We start from the raw sequence: 20,361 nt of genomic DNA, 5'->3' as shown, positions 1-20,361 counted from the left end.
CCGCTGGTGGTGCTGACTGGATCGCCATCACTCGGTTTCAATAGCCTCCGAGGCCGACGGTGACTCCTCGTCAATCGACTCCAGCACGCGCTCGTGGAACTCCTGGAGGACTGCGCTTTCGTCCTCGGCGAGCACCACGTCGCTGGCCATCAGCGTCGCCAGGCCGAAGGCGCGCGGACTTGGCGAATCGACCTCGTGGGCGATCACCTCGATCTCGCCGCGGTCGACGCGCTCCAACACCTCACGAATTCCGCTCACGTTGAGTTTGTCCTCCAAGATTTCCCGATAGGTTTCCTCGATCACGGCGAAGGAATCGAGATCCTGCGCGAACGACAGCAGCATCTCGCTGGAGACCTGCTGTTGGGCCGCGGATTTCTCGTGGCCCTTGTACCGCTTGAGGATCATCAGCGACCGGGTGGCGTTGATGCGGAAATACCGCTGCAGCAGGTCGGTGCCGTCGAGGGAAGCCCGCAGATCGGTCGTCACGTCACCGGGATCGAGGTCGCGGATGATGCCAGCGATGTCGACCTTGCGGTTGAGCGGCATCTGTACCGAAAAGCCGTTGTCGGCGACGGCGACCTGCACGTTCGCGGTCGCCTGCTGGGCGCAGTGGTAGGCGACCAGCCGTGAGAGGCCGTCGTTGAACTGCCGGCCGTAGTTCGAGTGGACGTAGAACCGCCGCTGGTACTCGGCGCGATCCAGTTCCTCCTCGATCACGATGCGGTCAGGCGTGCTGACCGCGTCGCGGCCGAGATACTGGATCTGTTCGGCGAACAGCCGGCTGATCGCCCGCACCGCGTTTTCGTCAATCGGGAACTCCCGCAGCCACGTTCGGCAGCCGGCGACGCCACCGGACTCGAATCGCTCGCAGAGTTGTCCCTGAAAGTCCACTATTTCGCGCCCCAAATCGTACGAGAGGGGTAGCCGTTCCGAAAACCACGAGGGGACGGTCGGCCGCGCGCTGGTGGGGTCGACATAGACCTTCGACCCCCGGCGGTAGCTGTACTCGTAGTTCGAGCCGCCGAGGACGAATACATCACCGGGTTCGAGCGTGTCGAGATAGTTCTCGTCGAGACTGCCGACCCACTCGTCGCCCTCGCGGGTGAGCACGTCGCAGCTGAAGGAGTCCGGAATAGTGCCAATGTTGGTCATGTAGATCACCCGCGCGAGCCGCCCGCGCTTGCCGATCAGCGGCTCGCCGACGGGGAACTCGTCGTAATGATACTCGCCCTCGGGCGGGTCGTTGGTGTCCCGCCAGATTTTCGCGTACACGTCCTTCGATTCGAGGCCGGCGTAGTCGGCGGTGAGATACCGCATCAGTCGCTCCCACTCGGTGTCGTCGAAGTTGCGATAGGGATACGCGCGCCGCAGGATCGATTTGATCTCTGCCTCTGGTCGCACCGCGTTGATCGCCATCCCATAGACGTGCTGGGACGCCACGTCGGCAGCGTTCTCGGGAATAAAGACGCGATCAACGAAGCCTTCCTCGGCCTTCCGGAGCATCACGGCACACTCGACGAGTTCGTCGCGGTCGAGTGCGATCACCCGGCCGGCGACCGTCTCGCCGAGCTGGTGGCCCGCCCGGCCGATCCGCTGGAGGAGGGCGGCGACGGATTTCGGTGACCCCACTTGGACGACCATATCGAGGTGTGGCATGTCGATCCCGAGTTCGAGGCTCGTCGAGGTGGTGACTACGTAGAGATCACCGTCTTTGAGGCCAGTCTCGATCTCTTTGCGACGATCCTTCGAGAGACTGCCGTGGTGACAACCCGAATTTGCGTCGTCGTACTCTGCGGGAAATCGCTCCCGCAAGGTCTGGAGGACACGCTCGGCTCCTGACCGCGTGTTGGTAAAGACAAGCGTCTGGTCGTTGTCGCCGATGAGTTCGTGCAGGCGGTCGTAGAATCGGCCCTGGACGATCTCTCTGGGCGTGTTGATCAGGTCGTCGGTCGGACACTCAAGTTGAATGTCGAATTCTCTGACAAAGCGGCTGTCGACGAGTTCGTACTCGCGTGGCTCGCCGCCCGGTTCGTCGCGGCCGACCAGAAATTCGCCCACCGTCGACAACGGTTCGACCGTCGCCGAACAGCCGATGCGCGTCGGCGAGGTCTCGGCCATTGCTTCCAGCCGTTCCAGCGAGACCGACAGGTGGGTGCCGCGTTTGTTCTCCGCGAGGCTGTGGATCTCGTCAACGATGACGTACTCGACGGTTTCGAGTTTCCGCTTGAATTTGGGGCTGTTGAGCAAAATTGCCAGCGTCTCCGGCGTCGTATTGAGGATGTGCGGCGTCGTCTCCAGCATCGCCTGCCGGTCACTACTGCTGGTGTCGCCGTGGCGGATCGCATGCCGGATGTCGGTGTCGACGCCGTCCTCGGCCAGCCGGTCGGCGATGCCCTCAAGCGGGACGGTGAGGTTCCGGTGGATGTCGTTGGCGAGCGATTTCAGCGGCGAGATGTAGAGACAGTACACCGAGTTGTCGAGGCCGTCCTCGCTGGCCTGCTCGCGGGCGAAGAGTTCGTTGATGATCGCCGCAAACGAGGCCAGCGTCTTGCCGGAGCCGGTCGGCGCGCAGATCAGGGCGTTTTGCTCGTCGTGGATGTGGGGGATCGCGCCGCGCTGCGGTGGCGTGAAGAAGCCGCCGTTGCCGTCGGCGTACGCGCCGAACTGGTCGACCCACCAGTCAGCGACAGCAGGTTCGAGCAAGGAGAGCACGTCCTCGTCGGCGATGTCGACGGTCTCGGGATCGAACTCGTAGTCGGCGTCGCTGTCGATGAGTCGATCCCGACCGGAATCCGCCATTGGGCTGAATTGGTCGCGCTCGCGTAAGTCGGTTGTGGGGGATACGAGAGTGGATTCAGACGAGTAACCGGGACAAGGAACACAACGTAGAAAGCCCTCGACGCGCTCGGCTCGCGGGACTCGCTGCGCGCTTCGTCGCTCACTTCGTTCGCTCCTGCAGTGCTTGCGTCGTCCGGCTTCGCCCAGCGCGTCTCGCCCTTTCAGTCCGCCAGGCGTGCGGTTGGTCGATTTACCAGCCCATTGGTTACCCGGTTGCTTTTGATCACTGCTGGCAGTCGGTAGTGGTGTCGCAATCGCTTTCCACGCTGGCCCGTACACGCCGGTATGCAGGTCACGTTTCTCGGGACGGGCAGCGCGATGCCGACCGGCGACCGTATGCAGACCGGACTCCTGTTGACGCACGAGGATCGTCGGCTGTTGATCGACTGCGGCAGTGGCGTCCTCCACCGACTCGCAGCGACCGAGATCGGATACGAGGATGTGAGCACCGTCCTGTTGACCCATCTCCATCTCGATCACGTCGCCGACCTGCTCCCGCTGCTCAAAGCGCGCTGGCTCGCCGGCGAGGAACACTTGGAGGTCGTTGGCCCAGTCGGTACGAAGGGGCTCCTCGATGGCCTTCTCTCCGTCCATAGCTATCTCGATGGCCGGGTCGATCTCCAAGTGCGGGAGATCGTCGCCGGCGAGGAGATCACTGTCACCGGCTTCGGGGTTGAGAGCCGCGAGACACGCCACTCGATAGACGGCCTCGCCTATCGGTTCGCGGTCGATGCCGGCGGCGAGGCAGCGTTCGCGTTTTCCGGTGACACCGAAGCCTTCGCGGGGATGGCGCGGTTTGTCGAGGGCTGCCGCGTCGTCGCCCACGACTGTTCGTTCCCCGACTCGGTCGATGTTGACGGCCACCCGACGCCGAGCCAACTCGGCGAGGCCGTCGCCGACAGCGACGTTGCACATCTCTATCTGACGCATCTCTACCCGCACGCCGACGGCAACCACGAAGAGATGTGTGCAACCGTCGCCGAATTTTTCGACGGCGAGGTACACGTCGCCCGCGACGGGCTCCGGGTGTCGGTTTCCTGACCGGGCTGGGGGCCTCTCACGACCGGCGTCGCCGCATATAACTGAGTTATTCAGCGGTTATATTCGTCAATTATATAGGTCGCGGGCGGCAGTGCTCTACTGGAACGGATGTCTCGACGAGACGACGCACGAAGGTGGCGGTCGGAGGGCGCATAGCATGGTTTCGACCAGTCTCGGCCTCGGCCTCACAATCGCCACGCTGGCCGTGTTCACCGTCGCTGGGCTGTGGTACTCCCGTGGGCGCGTGGGCAGCGTCGAGGATCTGCTGACCGCACGCAACTCCACAGGCACGGGGATGACGACAGCGACGCTGATCGCCTCAACGATGGGTGCGTGGATCCTCTTCAGCCCCGCGGAGGCGGGCGCGGCCTTCGGTGGGATGACGGCTGTTATGGGGTACGCCATCGGGAGTGCGATCCCGCTGTTGCTCTTCATCCCGGTCGGCAAGCGAATCCGCGAGTTGATGCCGACGGGCCACTCCCTGACGGAGTTCGTCCTCGTCCGGTTCGGCCCGGCGATGTACGTCTTCGTCCTCGTCGTCTCCGTGTTCTACATGTTCATCTTCCTTGCCGCCGAGATGACGGCGGTCACCGGCGGGCTGGAACTCATCGCCGGCATCCCGCCGTGGCAGACGGCGACCGTTATCGGCGGCTTCGTCCTGCTGTATACGGCTTACGGCGGCCTCGTCGCCAGCATCTTCACCGACACGATCCAGACGCTGGTGATCCTCCCGCTGTTGGCGGTCGGCTTTGCCGCGGCGGTCGTCTCGCTGGGCGGGACGGACGAACTCTACCGGACGGCGATGGCGACCGATCCGACGCTGCTCGATCCGGGCTACCTGCCCGGCCTCGAATTCGGCCTCTACATCGTCTTTGCTATCCTCGGTGCCAACTTCCTGAATCAGGGGATGTGGCAGCGGGTGTATGCGGCCGACAGCGAGGCGACACTGGGTCGGGCCTTCGGCGTCGCCAGCCTCACCGTGATTCCGATGGTGTTACTGTCGGGGCTGTTCGGCATCGCCGCGGCCGGCCTCGGGCTCAGTTCCGCCGAGACCGCCGGGATCTCGTTTTTCCTTGTCGTAACGGAGGCCCTCCCGGATGTCATCGCCCTCGCCGTCGTCCTGCTGGCCGTCCTGTTGGTGATGAGCTCGGCTGATACGATGCTGAACGCGATTTCAAGCCTTGTCACGGTCGATCTCGCCCGGCTCGTCGATGTCGATGACGACCGCTCGCTCCGCCGCACGGGCCGGGGGCTCACCGCCGCGGTCGCCGTCGGTGCGGTGATCATCGGTGCCCAAGGGTATAGCGTCCTCTCGCTATTTTTGACGGCAGACCTCCTTGCGGCGGCGGTGTTCGTCCCGTTGATCTGGGGGTTGTACTCCCGACAGCTCACACAGGGCGGCGCGCTCGCGGCGAGTCTCGCCGGCCTCGTCGTCGGCATCGCCTACTTCCCGATGCTCCGCGGGCTCGTGGCGACGATCCCCGGTATCGCTGGCGTGCTCCCCGAACCGGCGTTCCTGCCGGCGTTCCTCGGGGCGACCGCCGTGTCGACGGTCGTGACCGCTGGTGCCGCTGCGGTCGGTGGCGACGCCTTCGTCTTCGAGTCGTTGACGACGGAGATTCGCTCCATCGATCCCTCCGGAACTGAGGCGGCAACTGAGGATGGTGCGGAACCCTCGGAGGCGGCTGACTGATGATCGGAAGCCTCCTGTTTGGTGGGATCGTCTGGGGATCGATTGCGGCGGTGTTGGTCGCCTTCGGCTACATCGGCTGGCTGCTCGTCGGCGGTCGTCGATAAGCTGTCCTGTCGCTGGTGGAACCGCCTGGCTGTCGCGGTTGGTGTAATGAACGTTTGATTCAGTCGGGAATGCCTTGGAGATGTTGTTGATTAGACTGTTGTACCACTCATCTTCTGTCGCAAATACTGCAAAAGTTGCAATCAGAACCAGTTTACAAATTGTGTATAGTATCCGGTTTCGAAATTCTATATAACTTATATTCTACATAATTGTTAATGCGTTTTAGTGTTTTAGTGTGATCTAGTGGATTCGTGTGTTGCGGTTGACGGTAGCTACCGGGCAGTATACCGGCACCACGATCCCCAAGAGGAATGATACCCAATGTCTGAACACGAACCCAATGTGTCACGCCGTACCGTCCTCACGACAACCAGCGCTGCCGCTATCGCCGGGCTGGCTGGCTGTAGCGGCGGTGGTGGCGGCGATGGCGGCGATGGCGGTGACGACGGCAGCAGCGTCGAAAACGAACTCGAATTACTCCACGCGTGGTCGTCCGGCGACGGCAACGCCGCAATCGAGGCCCTCATCGAGGGGTTCCAGGAGGAACACCCAGATATCGAGTTCGCCGAGGAGCCGGTCGACGGCGCGGCCCGCAGCAACCTCGATCAGGTCGTGCTCAACAAGCTACAGGCCAACGACCCGCCCAGCACGTTCCAGACGTGGCCGGGCAAGACCCTCGAAAAGTTCGAGGGCGCCTTCGCCGACATCGAGGGCGACGTGTGGGACGAAGACCTCAAAGAGAACTACCTCGCCGGGCCGCAGGAACAGGCCCAGCTCAACGGAACCTACGTCACCGTCCCGCTCAACATCCACCGGATCAACAACCTGTTTTACAACACAGCCGTCCTCGACGAGGCCGGCGTCGACCCTGCCAGCCTCTCGTCGGCGAGCGATGTCGTCGACGCCTGCGCGACCGTCGCCGAGAACACCGACGCCGTTCCCTTCGCTCAGCAGACCAGCGGTGCGTGGTCGACCGTCCAGCTGTGGGAGACCATCCTGCTCGGCCAGGCCGGCATCGACGGCTACGAGGCGTTCATCAGCGGCGACGGCGACGTTGATCAGGTCGAAAGCGCGCTCCAGTCGGTCGTCGACCTCAGCGAGTACTACCCGAGTGACTCCTCGTCGATCAGCTTCACCGAGGCCAACACGATGGTCATGGAGGGCGACGCCGCCTTCATCCACCAGGGCGACTGGGCTGCTGGTGCCTACAGCAACGCGGACGACTTCAACTACGGCGACGATTGGGGCCAGGTGACCTACCCCGGCACGAGCGGGAGCTACCTGCTCAACATGGACTCGTTCCCCTACATGGCGAACAACCCCTCGCCGGAGGCGACCCGGCAGTTCCTCAGCTACTGTGGCAGCGCGGAGGGACAGGTCCTGTTCAACGCCGAGAAGGGGTCGATCCCGCCACGGAGCGACGCCGACGTCTCCGCCCTCAACGAGTTCCAGCAGGATCAGTTCGAGGACTTCAACGCCGCCGACAACCAGCCGCCGTCGATCCAACACGGGCTGGCGGTCTCACCCGGCGTCGCTACCAACATCGGCAGCGCGTTCAGCGGGTTCCTCGAGGATTACGACGCCGCCGCAACGGCCGAGGCACTGGTCAACGCGTTCAACTGAGCGGGATCTATCTACTCCCGTATTATGCGTAACCCACTCACTGTCCTGAGACGACGCCTCTCGGCGTACCGTAGGATTCGCACCGACGGCGGCACAGCCTCGGCTGGCTCGATCCTCGACCGCGACTCGGTGCGGTCGGCCCCCTTCTGGCTCCCGCCGTTTTTGCTGGTGGGGCTGTTCATCTACGGGGCGATCATCTGGAACATCTTCCTCTCGTTGACGGATTTCGAGGGGCTCGGTTCGCCGGATTACACCGCGCTCGACCTCGAAAACTACGTGATCGCCTTCTTCGGCGGGACGCCCTCGTGGTCGTCGCTGTCGATAGAGCCAGTCTGGAACGCCGCGTGGAACACCGTCGTCCTGATGGTGTCGTTCTCGGTCGTCTGTCTCGCCCTCGGGCTCGTGATGGCGATCCTCGTCGACCAGGGGATCCGCTTCGAGAACACGTTCCGGACGATCTACCTGCTGCCGATGAGCCTGTCGTTCGTCGTGACGGCGAAGTTCTGGCTCTACATGTACAACGTCGACACCGGGCTCGTCAATCTCCTGTTCGAGGCTGTCGGCCTCGGCCCCGTCGAGATCGTCCAGAACCCCGACCTGAAGCTGGCGGCCGTCGCGTTTGCCCTGATCTGGCAGTTCAGCGGCTACGCGATGATCGTCTATCTGGCCGGGTTGCGCGCGATCCCGACCAGCCACTTCGAGGCCGCCCGCGTCGACGGCGCGAGCACGCTCCGCATGTACTGGCGGATCATCATCCCACAGCTCAGGACGGCCACGGTGAGCGCGCTCGTCGTGCTCACCGTCTTTTCGCTGAAGGCCTTCGACTTCCTGTTCTCGATGTACGGCGGCTACCAGCCGGGGCCGTCCGCGGACATTCTCGCCACCCGAATGGTTCGGGAGGCCTACAGCAACGGCAACTGGGCGTTCGGTTCGGCGATCGCGGTGATCCTGTTCATCATGGCACTCGCTATCGTCGCGCCGTACATCTACACCCAGTACCAGCGGGGTGAACTATGAGCACCGAGACAGGCCGGGCCGGCGAGCGGTCGCTGTTCGGCCACTCGCTGCGGCGGATCATCCTCTATGTCGTCCTCGTCGGGATGGGCGCGTTCTACCTCATCCCCATCGAGACCGGCGTGATGACCTCGATCATCAGCCCCGAGACCTACACCGGGAACTTCCCGTATCTCCCGCCGCTGGAGCCGCTGGTACCGGGGACGGGCGAGTTCTCACTGGAGCCGTGGCAGGGGGCCATCGACGGTCTCGGCCAGGGCCTGGTCAACAGCGTCATCCTCGTCGTGCCAGCAACGATCCTCTCGGGGCTGCTCGGCAGTATGGCCGCCTTCGGGCTGACGACCGTCGACTGGCGCGGCCAGATCGGGATCTACGTCCTCTTCGTCGCGGGGATCTTCATCCCCTATCAGGCAGTGTTGGTGCCGCTGACGCAGTTCTGGTACAACGTCGTCCCGCTGCGGGAACTGTTCGAACCGCTGGCGGCGTTGCCGCTGGTGGAGGCCTACCACTGGAAGCTCGTCGCGCTCATCATCACCCACACGGCCTACGGGCTGCCGATCTGTACGCTACTGTTCCGTGCCCACTACAAGAAGCTCTCCGACGAGATGGTCGAGGCCGCCCAACTGGACGGCGCGTCGGTGGCGACGATCTACCGCCGCATCATCCTGCCGCTGTCGATCCCGATGTTTGCTGTCGTGTTCATCTACCAGTTCACCCAGATCTGGAACGATCTCCTGTTCGCGCTCACCATCGTCCAGTTCGGCGACGCGGCAGTGGTGACACAGGAACTCGTCGGCATCGGCGTCTCCCAGTCGGGCACCAACTTCCCCTTACGGATGGCCGCCGCGCTGCTGGCGGCGTTGCCGACGCTGCTGGTGTACATCTTCTTCGGCGACAAGTTCGCCAAGGGGGTCACCGCATAGCATGACGACTGAACCCACAGGAGGAACCAACCCATGGCAGACCTGACACTCGACGACATCACGAAGGTATTCACCGAAGACGACGGCAACGAGATCACCGCAGTCGACGAGGTCTCGGTCGACATCGAGGACGGCGAGTTCCTCGTGTTGGTCGGCCCCTCGGGCTGCGGGAAGTCGACGACGCTGCGGATGATCGCCGGCCTCGAAACCATCACCAGCGGCGAGATCCGGCTGGCCGGCGGGCGCATCAACGAGAAGCCACCGGCCGAGCGGGATATCGCCATGGTGTTTCAGTCCTACGCGCTGTACCCGCATATGACCGTCCGCGAGAACATGAGCTTCGGGCTGGAGGAGTCGACCGACATGGCCGAGGCGGAGATCGACGAGACGGTCGAAGACACCGCCGAGCTCATGGAGATCAAGGAACTGCTGGATCGCACGCCGTCGGAGCTCTCCGGCGGCCAGCAGCAGCGTGTCGCCCTCGGCCGCGCAATCGTGCGTGCGCCCGAAGCATTCCTCATGGACGAGCCACTGAGCAACCTTGACGCCAAACTGCGGGCGACGATGCGGACGGAGCTCCAGCGCATCCAAAACGACCTCGACGTGACGACCGTCTATGTCACCCACGACCAGACGGAGGCGATGACGATGGGCGACCGGATCGCCATCCTCGACGACGGGATTCTCCAGCAGGTCGGCACGCCGCTGGAGTGTTACCACACGCCGAACAACCGGTTCGTGGCGGGCTTTATCGGGGATCCTTCGATGAACTTTTTCGAGATGGACGTCGACGGCGACACCCTCATCATCGACCGCTTTGAGTATCCGCTCAAACCGGCCCAACAGGAGGCTATCGCCGGCAACGCACGTGTTGTCTTCGGGATTCGCCCGGAGGATATCCGGATCAAAGAGCCCGGCGGGCTCAGCGACAACTATCAGTTTGAGGTAACTGTCGATGTCGTCGAACCGCGGGGTGACGAGAACACGATCCACCTGACGTTCGATCGGAGCGTCGACGACCCGGTGACGTTCACCGCGACCGTCAGCGGGCTCCGGGATGTGTCGGCCGGCGACGAGGTCATCGCCACCTTCCCGCCGGACTCGATCCACCTCTTCGATACCGACACCGGCGTTGCACTCCACAACCGTACCTTCGACTCCGAGGACGTAACAACGCAGGTGTTGTAAGGGTCGCTACTCGAACAGCCCGAGATCCTCGGCGACGAGATCCTGCAGTTGGGATTTGAGCGTCGGATCGACGGTCGCGTGTTCTGCCCCGTCGTGGCGGTTCTCGTTGTGTCGATCAAGTTGGGTTTCAAGCTCCGACAGTGGCACCGTCGTCTCGGTGCCGCATTCCTCACAGATAATCGGCACCTCGGGGTCGTCGCTTTGCTCGGTCATATCTCAGTGTTTCGGTGGATTACTAAAATGAATCCGGTTTTCGCGGTCGCTGACAGCCATGCGACACCGCCGCATGCCTCCGACTATCCGTGACCCTTAAGTAACCGACAAGGCTTCGCTTACTCGTAGTACTGTAGGGGCAACCGGCCCCGAGTCCATGGGGGCGACAATATGACCGACAACCGCGGGTTGCGGTAGCCAAGCTTGGCCCAAGGCGCAGGGTTGCTAACTCTGTGGCGTCACTGCCTCCGGGGTTCGAATCCCCGCCGCAACGCTCGCACAACTGAACTAGCTATGAGTGCAGAAGACACCGAAGACGGTTCGACGGCGGAGGACGACGAAGACCTCCGGTACTTCGTCCGGATCGGACAGACCGATCTTGACGGCACGAAGAGCGTCGAACGCAGTCTCACAGACATGAACGGTATCGGCCAGCGCACGGCACGCATCGTGACCGAGGCGGCCGATATCGACCGTACAGCCACCTTCGGCCTGCTTGAGGACGACGAGATCGACAGCGTTGTCGATGTCGTCGAAAACCTCGACGACCACATGCCCGAGTGGATGGTCAACCGGCAAGACGACTTCTTTACCGGTGAGTCCAGCCACATCGTCGGCAGTGAGGTCGAAGAGCAGCGCCGACAGGACATCAACCGCATGCAGATGATCGACTCCTACAAGGGGATCCGCCACAAGCGCGGCCAGAAGGTTCGCGGCCAGCGCACCAAATCCACCGGTCGTACCGAAGGGACGATCGGTGTCAACGTCGAGCGGATCAAAGAGGAGCAAGCAGAGGAAGCGGCCGCCGAAGAAGAGGCGGCCGCAGGGGATGACGACGAATGACAACCGGCCAAAACACCGTCGGCTACGAGACGCCAAACCACCCCTACCAGGGTGAACGGATCGCCGAAGAAAGCGGCCTCGTCGGTCGCTACGGCCTGAAAAACAAAGAGGAACTCTGGCGCGCCCAGTCGGAACTCCGATCGATCCGACGGGAGGCCCGCCGTCTCATCGGTGAGGCACAGGGCGACACCGAGGCCGCTGCCGAAGCCGGCAGCGAGTTCCTCGCCAAGCTCCGCCGCTACGGGATCCTCGGCGACAACGACACGATCACCGACATTCTGTCGCTTGAGGTCACCGACATCCTCGAACGACGACTCCAGACGGTCGTCTACCGGGATGGCCTGGCCAGCACCCCACAGCAGGCCCGGCAGTTCATCTCTCACGGCCACATCACCGTCAACGGTGCCCGGGCGACGACGCCCTCCCGCACCGTCGAGGTCGCCGAAGAGTCGGCGATCAGCTACGATGAGACCAGCCCACTCGCAGACGACCTGCATCCAGCCCGGGCGGAGGCCCAGGAGTAACCAATGAGCGAATCACAAGACGACAAGTGGGGCATCGCCCACGTGTTCTCCTCGTTTAACAACACGCTGATCACGATCACCGACCAGACCGGCGCGGAAACGCTGGCCAAATCGTCCGGTGGTACCGTGGTCAAGCAGAACCGTGACGAAGCGTCGCCGTACGCCGCCATGCAGATGGCCGAGGTCGTCGCCGAGAAGGCGAAGGCCGCGGGCATCGAGGGCGTCCACGTTCGCGTGCGCGGCCCCGGCGGCAACGGCAACAAATCCCCCGGCCCTGGCGCGCAGGCGACGATCCGCGCGCTGGCCCGGGCTGGCATCGAAATCGGCCGCATCGAGGACGTAACCCCGATCCCGCACGACGGGACACGCGCGCCGAAAAACAAGCGACTCTAGTATGTCAGGCCAATTCGACGTTCAGATCATCGAACGCGACGATCGGCAGGCCCGCTTCGTTGTTCGCGGGCTGACGCCGGCGTTAGCCAACGGCTTCCGCCGGGCGATGGTCGCCGATGTGCCGACGTTCGCCATCGACACCGTTCGGTTTACCGAGAACTCCTCGGTCATGTTCGACGAGATGATCGGCCTGCGATTGGGTCTCGTCCCGTTGACGACGCCGCTGGACGACTTTGAGATCGGCGACACCGTCACCGTCGCCCTCGATGTTGAGGGGCCAGCAACGGCCTACTCCGGCGATATCGAATCCAGCGACGAGTTGGTGCAGCCGGCAGACGAAAACATCCCGATCGTCGAGCTCAAAGAGGGCCACAGCCTCGAATTCGAGGCCGATGCGGTGTTGGAACCCGGCAAGGAACACGCCAAACAGCAGGGCGGCGTGGCTGTCGGCTTCCGCCACCTCCAGTCGGTCACCGTCGGTGACGACATCGGCGAGTTCGACGAACAGGAGCCGGAGATTCTGCGTGGGGCGATCGAAACCGACGAGGGCGAGGTTGTCCTCACCAAGGAGTTCGATCACGACCTCACGAACAAGTATCCCGGCACGGAGCTGACCGTCGAAGACGTGCCCGGAGCCTACGTGTTCCACGTCGAGACCGACGGCTCCTTCGATGTTGAGGAACTGGTGCTCCGCGCCGCCGAATCGCTCGGCGACCGCGCGGACGAACTACACGACGCAGTCACCGTTTAGCTGACTGCACCCACCGGACACCACCATGACACACTCGATCCACTCACGCGCTCGCCGCCCCGGCCCTGTAGCCGTGTGGCCGCCGAGCCGTGGCCGTCGGTCGATGACAGACCGGCGTGGGATCGAAACAGGTAAGCCGTGGTGTGCGGTACCTCGGAGTGCGTGCAGGGATAGCCAAGTCAGGCCAACGGCGCAGCGTTCAGGGCGCTGTCCCATAGGGGTCCGCAGGTTCAAATCCTGCTCCCTGCACTCCGATTTCTCTCAGGAGCAGTATTCATGAGCAGCAAAACGAATCCGAGACTACAGAGTCTCATCGCCGAGCTACGGACGGTCGCAGGCGAGTCAGATGCCGGTGTCTGGCGCGATATCGCCGACCGTCTCGCAAAGCCACGGCGCACCCACGCGGAAGTCAACCTTGGTCGTATCGAGCGATACGCCCGGGAAGACGAAACCGTCGTTGTCCCCGGCAAGGTGCTGGGCAGTGGTGTGCTCGAAACAAACGTCACGATCGCCGCCGTCGACTTCTCTGCGACCGCCCGCCGGAAGATCGGGCAGGTCGGCGACGCGGTGACACTCGAAGAAGCCCTCGACAGCAATCCTGAGGGCAGTAACGTCCGGGTGATTCGATGAGCGCGGCCAAGTTCGACGTCGATGTCGTCATCGACGCCAGAGACTGCATCCTTGGTCGCGTCGCCAGCGAGGTCGCCCAGCAGGCACTTGATGGCGACCGCATCGCTGTCGTCAACGCCGAAGACGCCGTCATCACCGGCAATCCGGAGTCGACGATGGAGACCTACCGGAAACGCGCCGAGGTCGGCTCCGACAGCGGGCCGTACTACCCGAAACGACCGGATCGCATCTTCAAGCGCGCGATCCGCGGGATGTTGCCGTACAAACAGGATCACGGCCGGGAGGCCTTCGAGAACGTCCGCGTCTACCTCGGCAACCCCTACGACGAGGACGGCGAGGTGCTTGACGGCACCTCACTGGATCGGCTCTCGAATATCAAGTTCATCTCGCTTGGCGAGATCTCAGAGAAACTGGGGGCAAACGTTACATGGTAACCAACACATCAGGTAAAAAGAAGACGGCCATCGCCCGCGCAACCGTGCGTGAGGGTGAGGGCCGTGTCCGGATCAACTCCCAGCCCGTCGAGCTGGTTGAGCCGGAGATGGCACAGCTCAAGATGCTTGAACCGTTCCGCATCGCCGACGACGATCTGCGAGACAGCGTCGACATCGACGTGACCGTCGAGGGCGGCGGCTTCAGCGGCCAGGCCGACGCCGTCCGCACCGCCCTCGCCCGCGGGCTCGTCCAGCATCACAACGATGCCGAACTGCGCGAGGCCTACCGCGAGTTTGATCGCTCGCTGCTCGTCAACGACGTTCGGCAATCCGAGAAGAAAAAGTGGGGCGGCCCGGGTGCACGGGCGCGCTACCAGAAGTCCTACCGCTGAGGTGACCTACGCATGATGATCCCAGTCCGGTGTTTCACCTGTGGCACGGTCATCGGTGAACACTACGAGGCATTCGAGGCACGCGCCAGCGAGGGCGATGAAGACCCCGCGGAGGTACTCGACGACCTGGGGATCACCCGCCACTGCTGTCGGCGCATGATGGTATCGCACACGGATCTTGTCGACGTCGTTGCCCCATACCAATGAGCATGCACTACAACCGCTACGAGAAGGCCCGCATTCTCGGCGCGCGGTCGCTGCAGATCTCCTATGGGGCCCCAGTGCTCGTCGAGACCGACCAAAGCGAGCCGATCCTCATCGCCGCCGAGGAGTACGACGCGGGCGTCCTGCCGTTTACGATCAACCGAGACCAATGACACGAATCAGCTCCGTTTCACTCCGACGCGTACTGGACTCCCGTGGGAACGCCACGGTTGAAGCAGATGTACTCACCGACGCCGGTGGCTTCGGCCGCGCCGCGGCACCCTCGGGTGCCTCGACCGGCGAGTACGAAGCGATCGAACTGCCGGCCAAGGAAGCCATCGCCAACGCCCGCGAACACGCGGTGCCACGGCTGGTTGACACCGTCTACGCGGGCGACCAGCGCGCGGTCGACAACGCACTGCGGGCGGCTGACGGCACCGACAACTTCTCGGAGATCGGTGCCAACAGCGCGGTCGCCATCTCGATGGCCGCCGCCAAGGCCGGCGCGGACACGCTAGGCGCGCCACTCTATCAGCATCTCGGCGGCGCGTTCCGCGGCGACAACTTCCCGATCCCGCTGGGCAACGTTGTCGGCGGCGGCGAACACGCCAAAGACGCCACCGACATCCAGGAGTTCCTCTCGGCTCCAGTCGGCGCGCCAAGCGTCGAGGAAGCCGTCTTCGCCAACGCCGCCGTCCACGCGCAGATCGGCGACATCTTCGATGAGCGCGAAATCGGCGCGGGCAAAGGCGACGAGGGCGCGTGGGCCCCACCGATCGACGACGACGAAGCCTTCGAGATCGTCGACGAGGCGGTCTCACAGGTCGCCGAGGAGGTCGGCTTCGAGATCAAGTTCGGCCTCGATATGGCCGCCGCCGAGATGTACGAAGACGGTGCCTACCAGTACAGCGACGGCGAGAAATCGACCGACGAACAGATCGAGTACGTCGCTGATCTCGTCGAAGAGTACGACCTCGCCTACGTCGAGGATCCACTCGACGAAAACGACTACGAGGCCTTCGCCGAGTTGACCGAGCAGGTCGGCGACCAGACGCTGATCTGCGGTGACGACCTCTTCGTCACCAACGTCTCGCGGCTGCAGGACGGCATCGACGCCGGCGCGGCCAACAGCATCCTGATCAAGCCCAACCAGATCGGCTCGTTGTCGGACACCTTCGATGCGATCGAGCTAGCCGTCAAACACGGCTACAAGACGATCATCTCCCACCGCTCGGGAGAAACCGAGGATACGACGATCGCCCATCTGGCGGTCGCCACCGACGCCGACTACATCAAGACCGGCACCGTTGCCGGCGAACGCACCGCCAAGCTAAACGAACTGATCCGAATCGCGGACGACGCAGTATGAGCGACAACAACACAGAACTCGAAGAACAGGACAACGCCGAGGCGGCCGACGCCGACGCCGAGGAGCCTGTCGATGACGAACCGGACGCCACCGACGCCGCCAGCGAGGCTGCCGAGGAGGCCGAAGCAACCGAGGCAGACGGCGACGCCGACGCTGACAGCGACGACGCTGAGGCCGACGCTGCGGCGGCCGAGGAGGCTGCTGATGCTGACGCCGAAGCCGACGCTGACGACGAAGCCGAAGCTGACGCCGAGGCTGAGGAGGAGGAGGAAGCCACGCCGTTCGACGACGACGTGATGCCGGACGACGAGGCCGATCTCCTCATTCCCGTCGAGGACTATCTCGGCGCGGGTGTCCACATCGGTACCCAACAGAAGACCCACGATATGGAGCGGTTTATCCACCGCGTCCGTGACGATGGGCTCTACGTGCTCGATGTGAGTCAGACCGACAGCCGCATCCGGACGGCGGCGGACTTCCTGGCAAACTACGATCCCGAGCAGATCCTCGTGACCTCCTCCCGGCAGTACGGCCGGTTCCCGGCCGAGAAGTTCGCCGAGGCGATCGGCGCACGCGCCCGCACCGGGCGGTTCATCCCCGGGACGCTGACCAACCCCGACTACGCCGGCTACATCGAGCCGGATGTCGTTGTGGTCACCGACCCGATCGGCGACGCCCAAGCAGTCAAGGAGGCGATCACCGTCGGCATCCCGGTGATTGCGATGTGTGACTCCAACAACCAGGTCAGCAATGTTGATCTCGTTGTCCCGACCAACAACAAGGGTCGCCGCGCGCTAAGCGTTGTCTACTGGCTGCTTGCCAACGAGACGCTCGACCGACGCAACGCCGGCACGCTCTACGAGCTCGAAGACTTCGAAGACGCGCTGTAGCGGGCTTTTTCGCAGATTTCCGTTTCATTCTGTCGCCGATTCGACAGTCGCAAGTATCCCCAGTCGAAGGGCCGCGTATGTCCCCGAGTCGACGCCGACTCCTCCAAGCGACCGCCCCAGCGATGCTGGCCGGGCTGGCCGGCTGTGCGAGCGGTGGCCTCGATGATAGCGACCAGTCGACCGAATACACGCTCAGCATCGATACGATCGACGCCAGCCCAACCGAGCACGCGCTGTACGAGCCGAGCGACGACGCGCTGTTCGGCGATCCAGCCCGCACCGCGCTGGCCGCTATCATCCCTGATGGCACACACAGAACCTACGGTTTCACGCCGCTGCCGGAAGACAGCTACGTCGCTGGCGAGGAGCGATATTTCCAGATCGATAGCGCGGCCACTGGTCGGCAGGAGATGGATCGAACGCTGGTTCGTGTCGAGGCCCTCGAAAGCGAGAACGCTGGCGACACTGCAATCCACGTCGACAGCCTCGACCGACCGAGTGCGCGAGTAATTAAAATCCTCCACTCCAACAGCGCGACCCGCGGCGCGGGGGCGTCGGCTGACCTGCTCCGGGATGACGCCTACGTCCTCCGGCGGCCGGCCGAGCGCGACAGCCGGCTGGCGAGCGGCGACCTCGACGGTGCAGTCGTCTCGATGACCGAAGACGGCGGCTTTCCGTACCGCGTCTCTATCACCACCGAATCGATCACAGAGACGGAGCAGACAACGCAAGCGATCCCCGTTGCCGACGACGAGGCCGGGTTCCGCGAGGTGGTGTTCGCCGCCGAGATCGACGCCGAACTCGACGACGGGTCGCTGTCGGCGGCAGCCCGCGACCTGCTGGATCGCGCGGTCGGCGGCGAGTATACGGAAGCAACGCCGCTGTCGACGGAGTACGAGGCGGTGCTGGCGGCCCTCGGCGTTGCGACCGCCGACGACAGCCTGAACGGGAAGCTGCTGTGGTATGGCGAGCAGCTGTACCGCTATGGGCTCTACATCCATCAGCCGGAGTGACCGGGCACCCCACACGGCGTTTGAATATACAATATCGACACGAATCTCACCCTCACAACGAGTGGTAGCGACGCCTTCGACAGGTTTCAACAGAGAAACAGGACAGTTGTGTTACAGACCGGCGAGACTGTCGGGGAAATGAGTATACAGTCATAGCTCCTTGTATCGAACAGAACCACTACTCCGCATCTCGGTGCCGGAGTCGACGCACAGACAGTGAAAACCAATGTCCGCACCACCGTGCGGACGCCGCGTGCATTCCCTGATCCCGTTTGAGGAGGGCGAGGGCCGCACCCCAAACACGTGAGTGCCAACCACAGTGTGGGTGGCGTTCACATTCCCACGTTCGCATGCAACCATATAAAAACCTACGCTACAGTGCGGTGAATATAGATGACAAACCCGACGGCAACTCCCCACTACCCCACAGGAGCGGGTGAGCGATGACGGTCGTGAGCGCGCCGGGCAAGGTGTACCTCTTCGGCGAGCACGCCGTCGTCTACGGCGAGCCGGCGGTTCCGTGCGCGATCGAACGCCGGGCGACGGTCACCGTCGAACCGCGCGCCGACAGCCACGTTCGCGTCGAGGCACAGGATCTCACCCTCGATGGGTTCGCCGTCGAGTACGCCGACAGCGCCGACGACCGGCCGGATGTCGACGTGCCGAAACCGCTGCTGGATGCGGCGACAGGCTACGTTGACGCCGCGGTCGAACAGGCCCGCGAGGCGGCCGACGCCCCCGACGCCGGCTTTGATATCGAAGTCGACAGCGAGATTCCACTCGGGGCGGGGCTGGGCTCCTCGGCGGCCGTCGTCGTCGCCGGCATCGACGCCGCCACGCGCGCACTCGGCGAGCCACTCGACCGCCGAGAGCTTGCCGACCGTGCCTATCAGGCCGAGTACGATGTTCAAGATGGGCAGGCCTCCCGCGCGGACACCTTCTGCTCGACGATGGGCGGGGCGGTTCGCGTCGAAGGCGACGACTGCAGCCGGCTGGCGACGCCCGCACTCCCCTTTGTCGTCGGTTTCGACGGCGGCGCGGGTGACACCGGCCAACTGGTCGCCGGCGTCCGCTCACTGCGTGACCGCTACGAGGTCGCCGCCGACACGATCGAATCGATCGGCGACATCGTGCGGAAAGGCGAGTCGCTGCTGACGGGAGCCGATCCCGGCGGCGGCCCGAGCGCGGAGCTGATCGGCGAACTCGGCGAGCTGATGAACCTCAACCACGGGCTGCTGTCGGCGCTCGGCGTCTCCTCGCGGTCACTGGATACGATGGTCTGGGCGGCCCGGGAGGCCGGCGCGGACGGCGCGAAGCTCACCGGCGCGGGCGGCGGGGGCTGTATCGTCGCCCTCGATGCGACCGACGAAACCGAGACCAGCCTCCAGTATACGACGGACTGTGAGCAGGCGTTCCGCGCCGAACTCGCCACCGAGGGCGTCCGCCTGGAGGATGAATAATGCCAGACGATGTGACCCCCGGCGATGATCTGACGATCCTCAAACTCGGCGGCAGCGTCATCACCGACAAAGACAGCCCCGAAACCGTCGACGACGACGCCCTCGACGGCGCGATATCGGCGATCGCTGATTCCGGTGTTGTGGATGGCGACGATGGCACCGCCGAGTTGCTCATCGTCCACGGCGGCGGCAGCTTCGGCCATGTTCACGCCGCCGACCACGGTGTGTCGACGACCGAGGGCACCCACGACCCAGCGGCGGTGACGGCGATCCACGGCGCGATGAAACGGCTCAATAGCGTCGTCGTCGAGCGGCTGCAGGCTGCGGGCGTCCCTGCTGTCCCCGTCCATCCGCTGTCGGCTGCTGCCCGCGACGCCGACGCCGGGCTGTCGCTGCCGACGACCGCGGTCGCGGGGCTGCGCGCCGAGGGGTTTGTGCCTGTGTTACACGGCGATGTCGTCGCCCACGCCGCGAAAGGTGTGACCGTCCTGAGCGGCGACGAGCTAGTAACTGGGGTGGCCGAGCGACTCGGCGCGTCGCGCGTGGGTCTCTGTTCGACGGTGCCGGGCGTCCTCGACAGCGACGACACCGTGATCGAATCGATCACCGATTTCGAGTCGGTCGCCGCGGCGTTGGGCGACAGCGAGTCGACCGACGTGAGCGGCGGGATGGCCGCTAAGGTGCGAGAGCTGCTTGCGTTAGGCGCGCCAGCCTACATCTTCGGGCCGGATGCGATTGGGCGGTTTTTCGCCGGCGAGCGGGCCGGAACACTGATCGACGGTCGGTAGCGTCACCCGTGCTCGGACGGAGCTGTCGGGGG

22 protein-coding genes and 2 tRNA genes are annotated in these 20,361 nt (G+C 64.0%); 22 read left to right on the top strand and 2 right to left on the bottom strand.

Features of this window, described 5'->3' with window-relative positions; genetic code table 11:
* Nucleotides 1-27: 27 nt before the first annotated feature.
* Nucleotides 28-2,799 carry an ATP-dependent helicase gene (locus HKK80_RS07425; RefSeq protein WP_411798975.1) on the bottom strand — a complete coding sequence of 924 codons (2,772 nt, stop codon included), beginning with the start codon at nt 2,797-2,799 and terminating at the stop codon, nt 28-30.
* Between the two features lie 324 nt (nt 2,800-3,123).
* Here HKK80_RS07425 and HKK80_RS07420 point away from each other — a divergent pair, with 324 nt between their 5' ends.
* The 6 genes from HKK80_RS07420 (at nt 3,124) to HKK80_RS07395 (ending at nt 10,425) form a co-directional block, all read left to right on the top strand.
* Nucleotides 3,124-3,879: an MBL fold metallo-hydrolase gene (locus tag HKK80_RS07420; protein WP_411798974.1), complete on the top strand. Its 756-nt coding sequence runs from the start codon at nt 3,124-3,126 to the stop codon at nt 3,877-3,879.
* Nucleotides 3,880-4,036: 157 nt separating this feature from the next.
* Nucleotides 4,037-5,572 (top strand): sodium:solute symporter family transporter, encoded by a 1,536-nt coding sequence (locus HKK80_RS07415; protein WP_411798973.1) that lies wholly within the window; start codon nt 4,037-4,039, stop codon nt 5,570-5,572.
* A gap of 447 nt (nt 5,573-6,019) precedes the next feature.
* Nucleotides 6,020-7,300 (top strand): ABC transporter substrate-binding protein, encoded by a 1,281-nt coding sequence (locus HKK80_RS07410; protein WP_411798972.1) that lies wholly within the window; start codon nt 6,020-6,022, stop codon nt 7,298-7,300.
* A gap of 24 nt (nt 7,301-7,324) precedes the next feature.
* Nucleotides 7,325-8,317: a carbohydrate ABC transporter permease gene (locus HKK80_RS07405; protein WP_411798971.1), complete on the top strand. Its 993-nt coding sequence runs from the start codon at nt 7,325-7,327 to the stop codon at nt 8,315-8,317.
* A complete protein-coding gene (locus HKK80_RS07400; protein WP_411798970.1) occupies nt 8,314-9,237 on the top strand; it encodes a carbohydrate ABC transporter permease in 924 nt (307 codons plus the stop codon). The genes HKK80_RS07405 and HKK80_RS07400 overlap by 4 nt, the downstream gene beginning before the upstream one ends.
* Nucleotides 9,238-9,270: 33 nt before the next feature.
* A complete protein-coding gene (locus HKK80_RS07395) occupies nt 9,271-10,425 on the top strand; it encodes an ABC transporter ATP-binding protein (protein WP_411798969.1) in 1,155 nt (384 codons plus the stop codon).
* 6 nt (nt 10,426-10,431) lie between these two features.
* Here HKK80_RS07395 and HKK80_RS07390 read toward each other — a convergent pair whose 3' ends face one another.
* Entirely contained in the window at nt 10,432-10,638 is a 207-nt protein-coding gene (locus HKK80_RS07390; protein WP_411798968.1) for a hypothetical protein, read from the bottom strand.
* 188 nt (nt 10,639-10,826) lie between these two features.
* Here HKK80_RS07390 and HKK80_RS07385 point away from each other — a divergent pair.
* The 16 genes from HKK80_RS07385 (at nt 10,827) to HKK80_RS07310 (ending at nt 20,329) form a co-directional block, all read left to right on the top strand.
* Nucleotides 10,827-10,912: transfer RNA gene (locus HKK80_RS07385), tRNA-Ser, on the top strand.
* A 20-nt stretch (nt 10,913-10,932) separates the two neighbouring features.
* On the top strand, nt 10,933-11,481 hold the full coding sequence (locus HKK80_RS07380) for a 30S ribosomal protein S13 (RefSeq protein WP_411798967.1): 549 nt from the start codon (nt 10,933-10,935) through the stop codon (nt 11,479-11,481).
* Nucleotides 11,478-12,005 (top strand): 30S ribosomal protein S4, encoded by a 528-nt coding sequence (locus HKK80_RS07375; protein WP_411798966.1) that lies wholly within the window; start codon nt 11,478-11,480, stop codon nt 12,003-12,005. The genes HKK80_RS07380 and HKK80_RS07375 overlap by 4 nt, the downstream gene beginning before the upstream one ends.
* A 3-nt stretch (nt 12,006-12,008) precedes the next feature.
* Nucleotides 12,009-12,398: a 30S ribosomal protein S11 gene (locus HKK80_RS07370; RefSeq protein ID WP_120099951.1), complete on the top strand. Its 390-nt coding sequence runs from the start codon at nt 12,009-12,011 to the stop codon at nt 12,396-12,398.
* Nucleotide 12,399: 1 nt separating this feature from the next.
* Nucleotides 12,400-13,149 carry a DNA-directed RNA polymerase subunit D gene (locus tag HKK80_RS07365; RefSeq protein WP_411798965.1) on the top strand — a complete coding sequence of 250 codons (750 nt, stop codon included), beginning with the start codon at nt 12,400-12,402 and terminating at the stop codon, nt 13,147-13,149.
* A gap of 164 nt (nt 13,150-13,313) precedes the next feature.
* Nucleotides 13,314-13,398 (top strand) — tRNA-Leu (locus HKK80_RS07360).
* A 27-nt stretch (nt 13,399-13,425) separates the two neighbouring features.
* Complete coding sequence (locus HKK80_RS07355; protein WP_411798964.1) at nt 13,426-13,779, top strand: 50S ribosomal protein L18e; 354 nt, start codon at nt 13,426-13,428, stop codon at nt 13,777-13,779.
* On the top strand, nt 13,776-14,213 hold the full coding sequence (locus HKK80_RS07350) for a 50S ribosomal protein L13 (protein ID WP_411798963.1): 438 nt from the start codon (nt 13,776-13,778) through the stop codon (nt 14,211-14,213). Before HKK80_RS07355 ends, HKK80_RS07350 begins: the two co-directional genes overlap by 4 nt.
* A complete protein-coding gene (locus HKK80_RS07345; RefSeq protein WP_120099941.1) occupies nt 14,207-14,605 on the top strand; it encodes a 30S ribosomal protein S9 in 399 nt (132 codons plus the stop codon). Before HKK80_RS07350 ends, HKK80_RS07345 begins: the two co-directional genes overlap by 7 nt.
* Before the next feature lie 12 nt (nt 14,606-14,617).
* On the top strand, nt 14,618-14,812 hold the full coding sequence (locus tag HKK80_RS07340; protein ID WP_411798962.1) for a DNA-directed RNA polymerase subunit N: 195 nt from the start codon (nt 14,618-14,620) through the stop codon (nt 14,810-14,812).
* On the top strand, nt 14,809-14,982 hold the full coding sequence (locus HKK80_RS07335; RefSeq protein ID WP_142444403.1) for a DNA-directed RNA polymerase subunit K: 174 nt from the start codon (nt 14,809-14,811) through the stop codon (nt 14,980-14,982). Before HKK80_RS07340 ends, HKK80_RS07335 begins: the two co-directional genes overlap by 4 nt.
* Entirely contained in the window at nt 14,979-16,178 is a 1,200-nt protein-coding gene (gene eno, locus HKK80_RS07330) for a phosphopyruvate hydratase (RefSeq protein ID WP_411798961.1), read from the top strand. Before HKK80_RS07335 ends, eno begins: the two co-directional genes overlap by 4 nt.
* Complete coding sequence (rpsB, locus tag HKK80_RS07325; protein ID WP_411798960.1) at nt 16,175-17,068, top strand: 30S ribosomal protein S2; 894 nt, start codon at nt 16,175-16,177, stop codon at nt 17,066-17,068. The genes eno and rpsB overlap by 4 nt, the downstream gene beginning before the upstream one ends.
* Before the next feature lie 77 nt (nt 17,069-17,145).
* Nucleotides 17,146-18,081: a hypothetical protein gene (locus HKK80_RS07320; protein WP_411798959.1), complete on the top strand. Its 936-nt coding sequence runs from the start codon at nt 17,146-17,148 to the stop codon at nt 18,079-18,081.
* 443 nt (nt 18,082-18,524) lie between these two features.
* A complete protein-coding gene (mvk, locus tag HKK80_RS07315) occupies nt 18,525-19,541 on the top strand; it encodes a mevalonate kinase (protein WP_411798958.1) in 1,017 nt (338 codons plus the stop codon).
* Nucleotides 19,541-20,329 (top strand): isopentenyl phosphate kinase, encoded by a 789-nt coding sequence (locus HKK80_RS07310; RefSeq protein WP_411798957.1) that lies wholly within the window; start codon nt 19,541-19,543, stop codon nt 20,327-20,329. Before mvk ends, HKK80_RS07310 begins: the two co-directional genes overlap by 1 nt.
* The last annotated feature ends 32 nt before the right edge of the window (nt 20,330-20,361 follow it).

The sequence above is a fragment of the Halonotius sp. F2-221B genome (assembly GCF_046719765.1).
Classification (GTDB): domain Archaea; phylum Halobacteriota; class Halobacteria; order Halobacteriales; family Haloferacaceae; genus Halonotius.
Note: the sequence above shows the minus strand (reverse complement) of the source record. Positions and strands in the feature narration are given on the sequence as shown.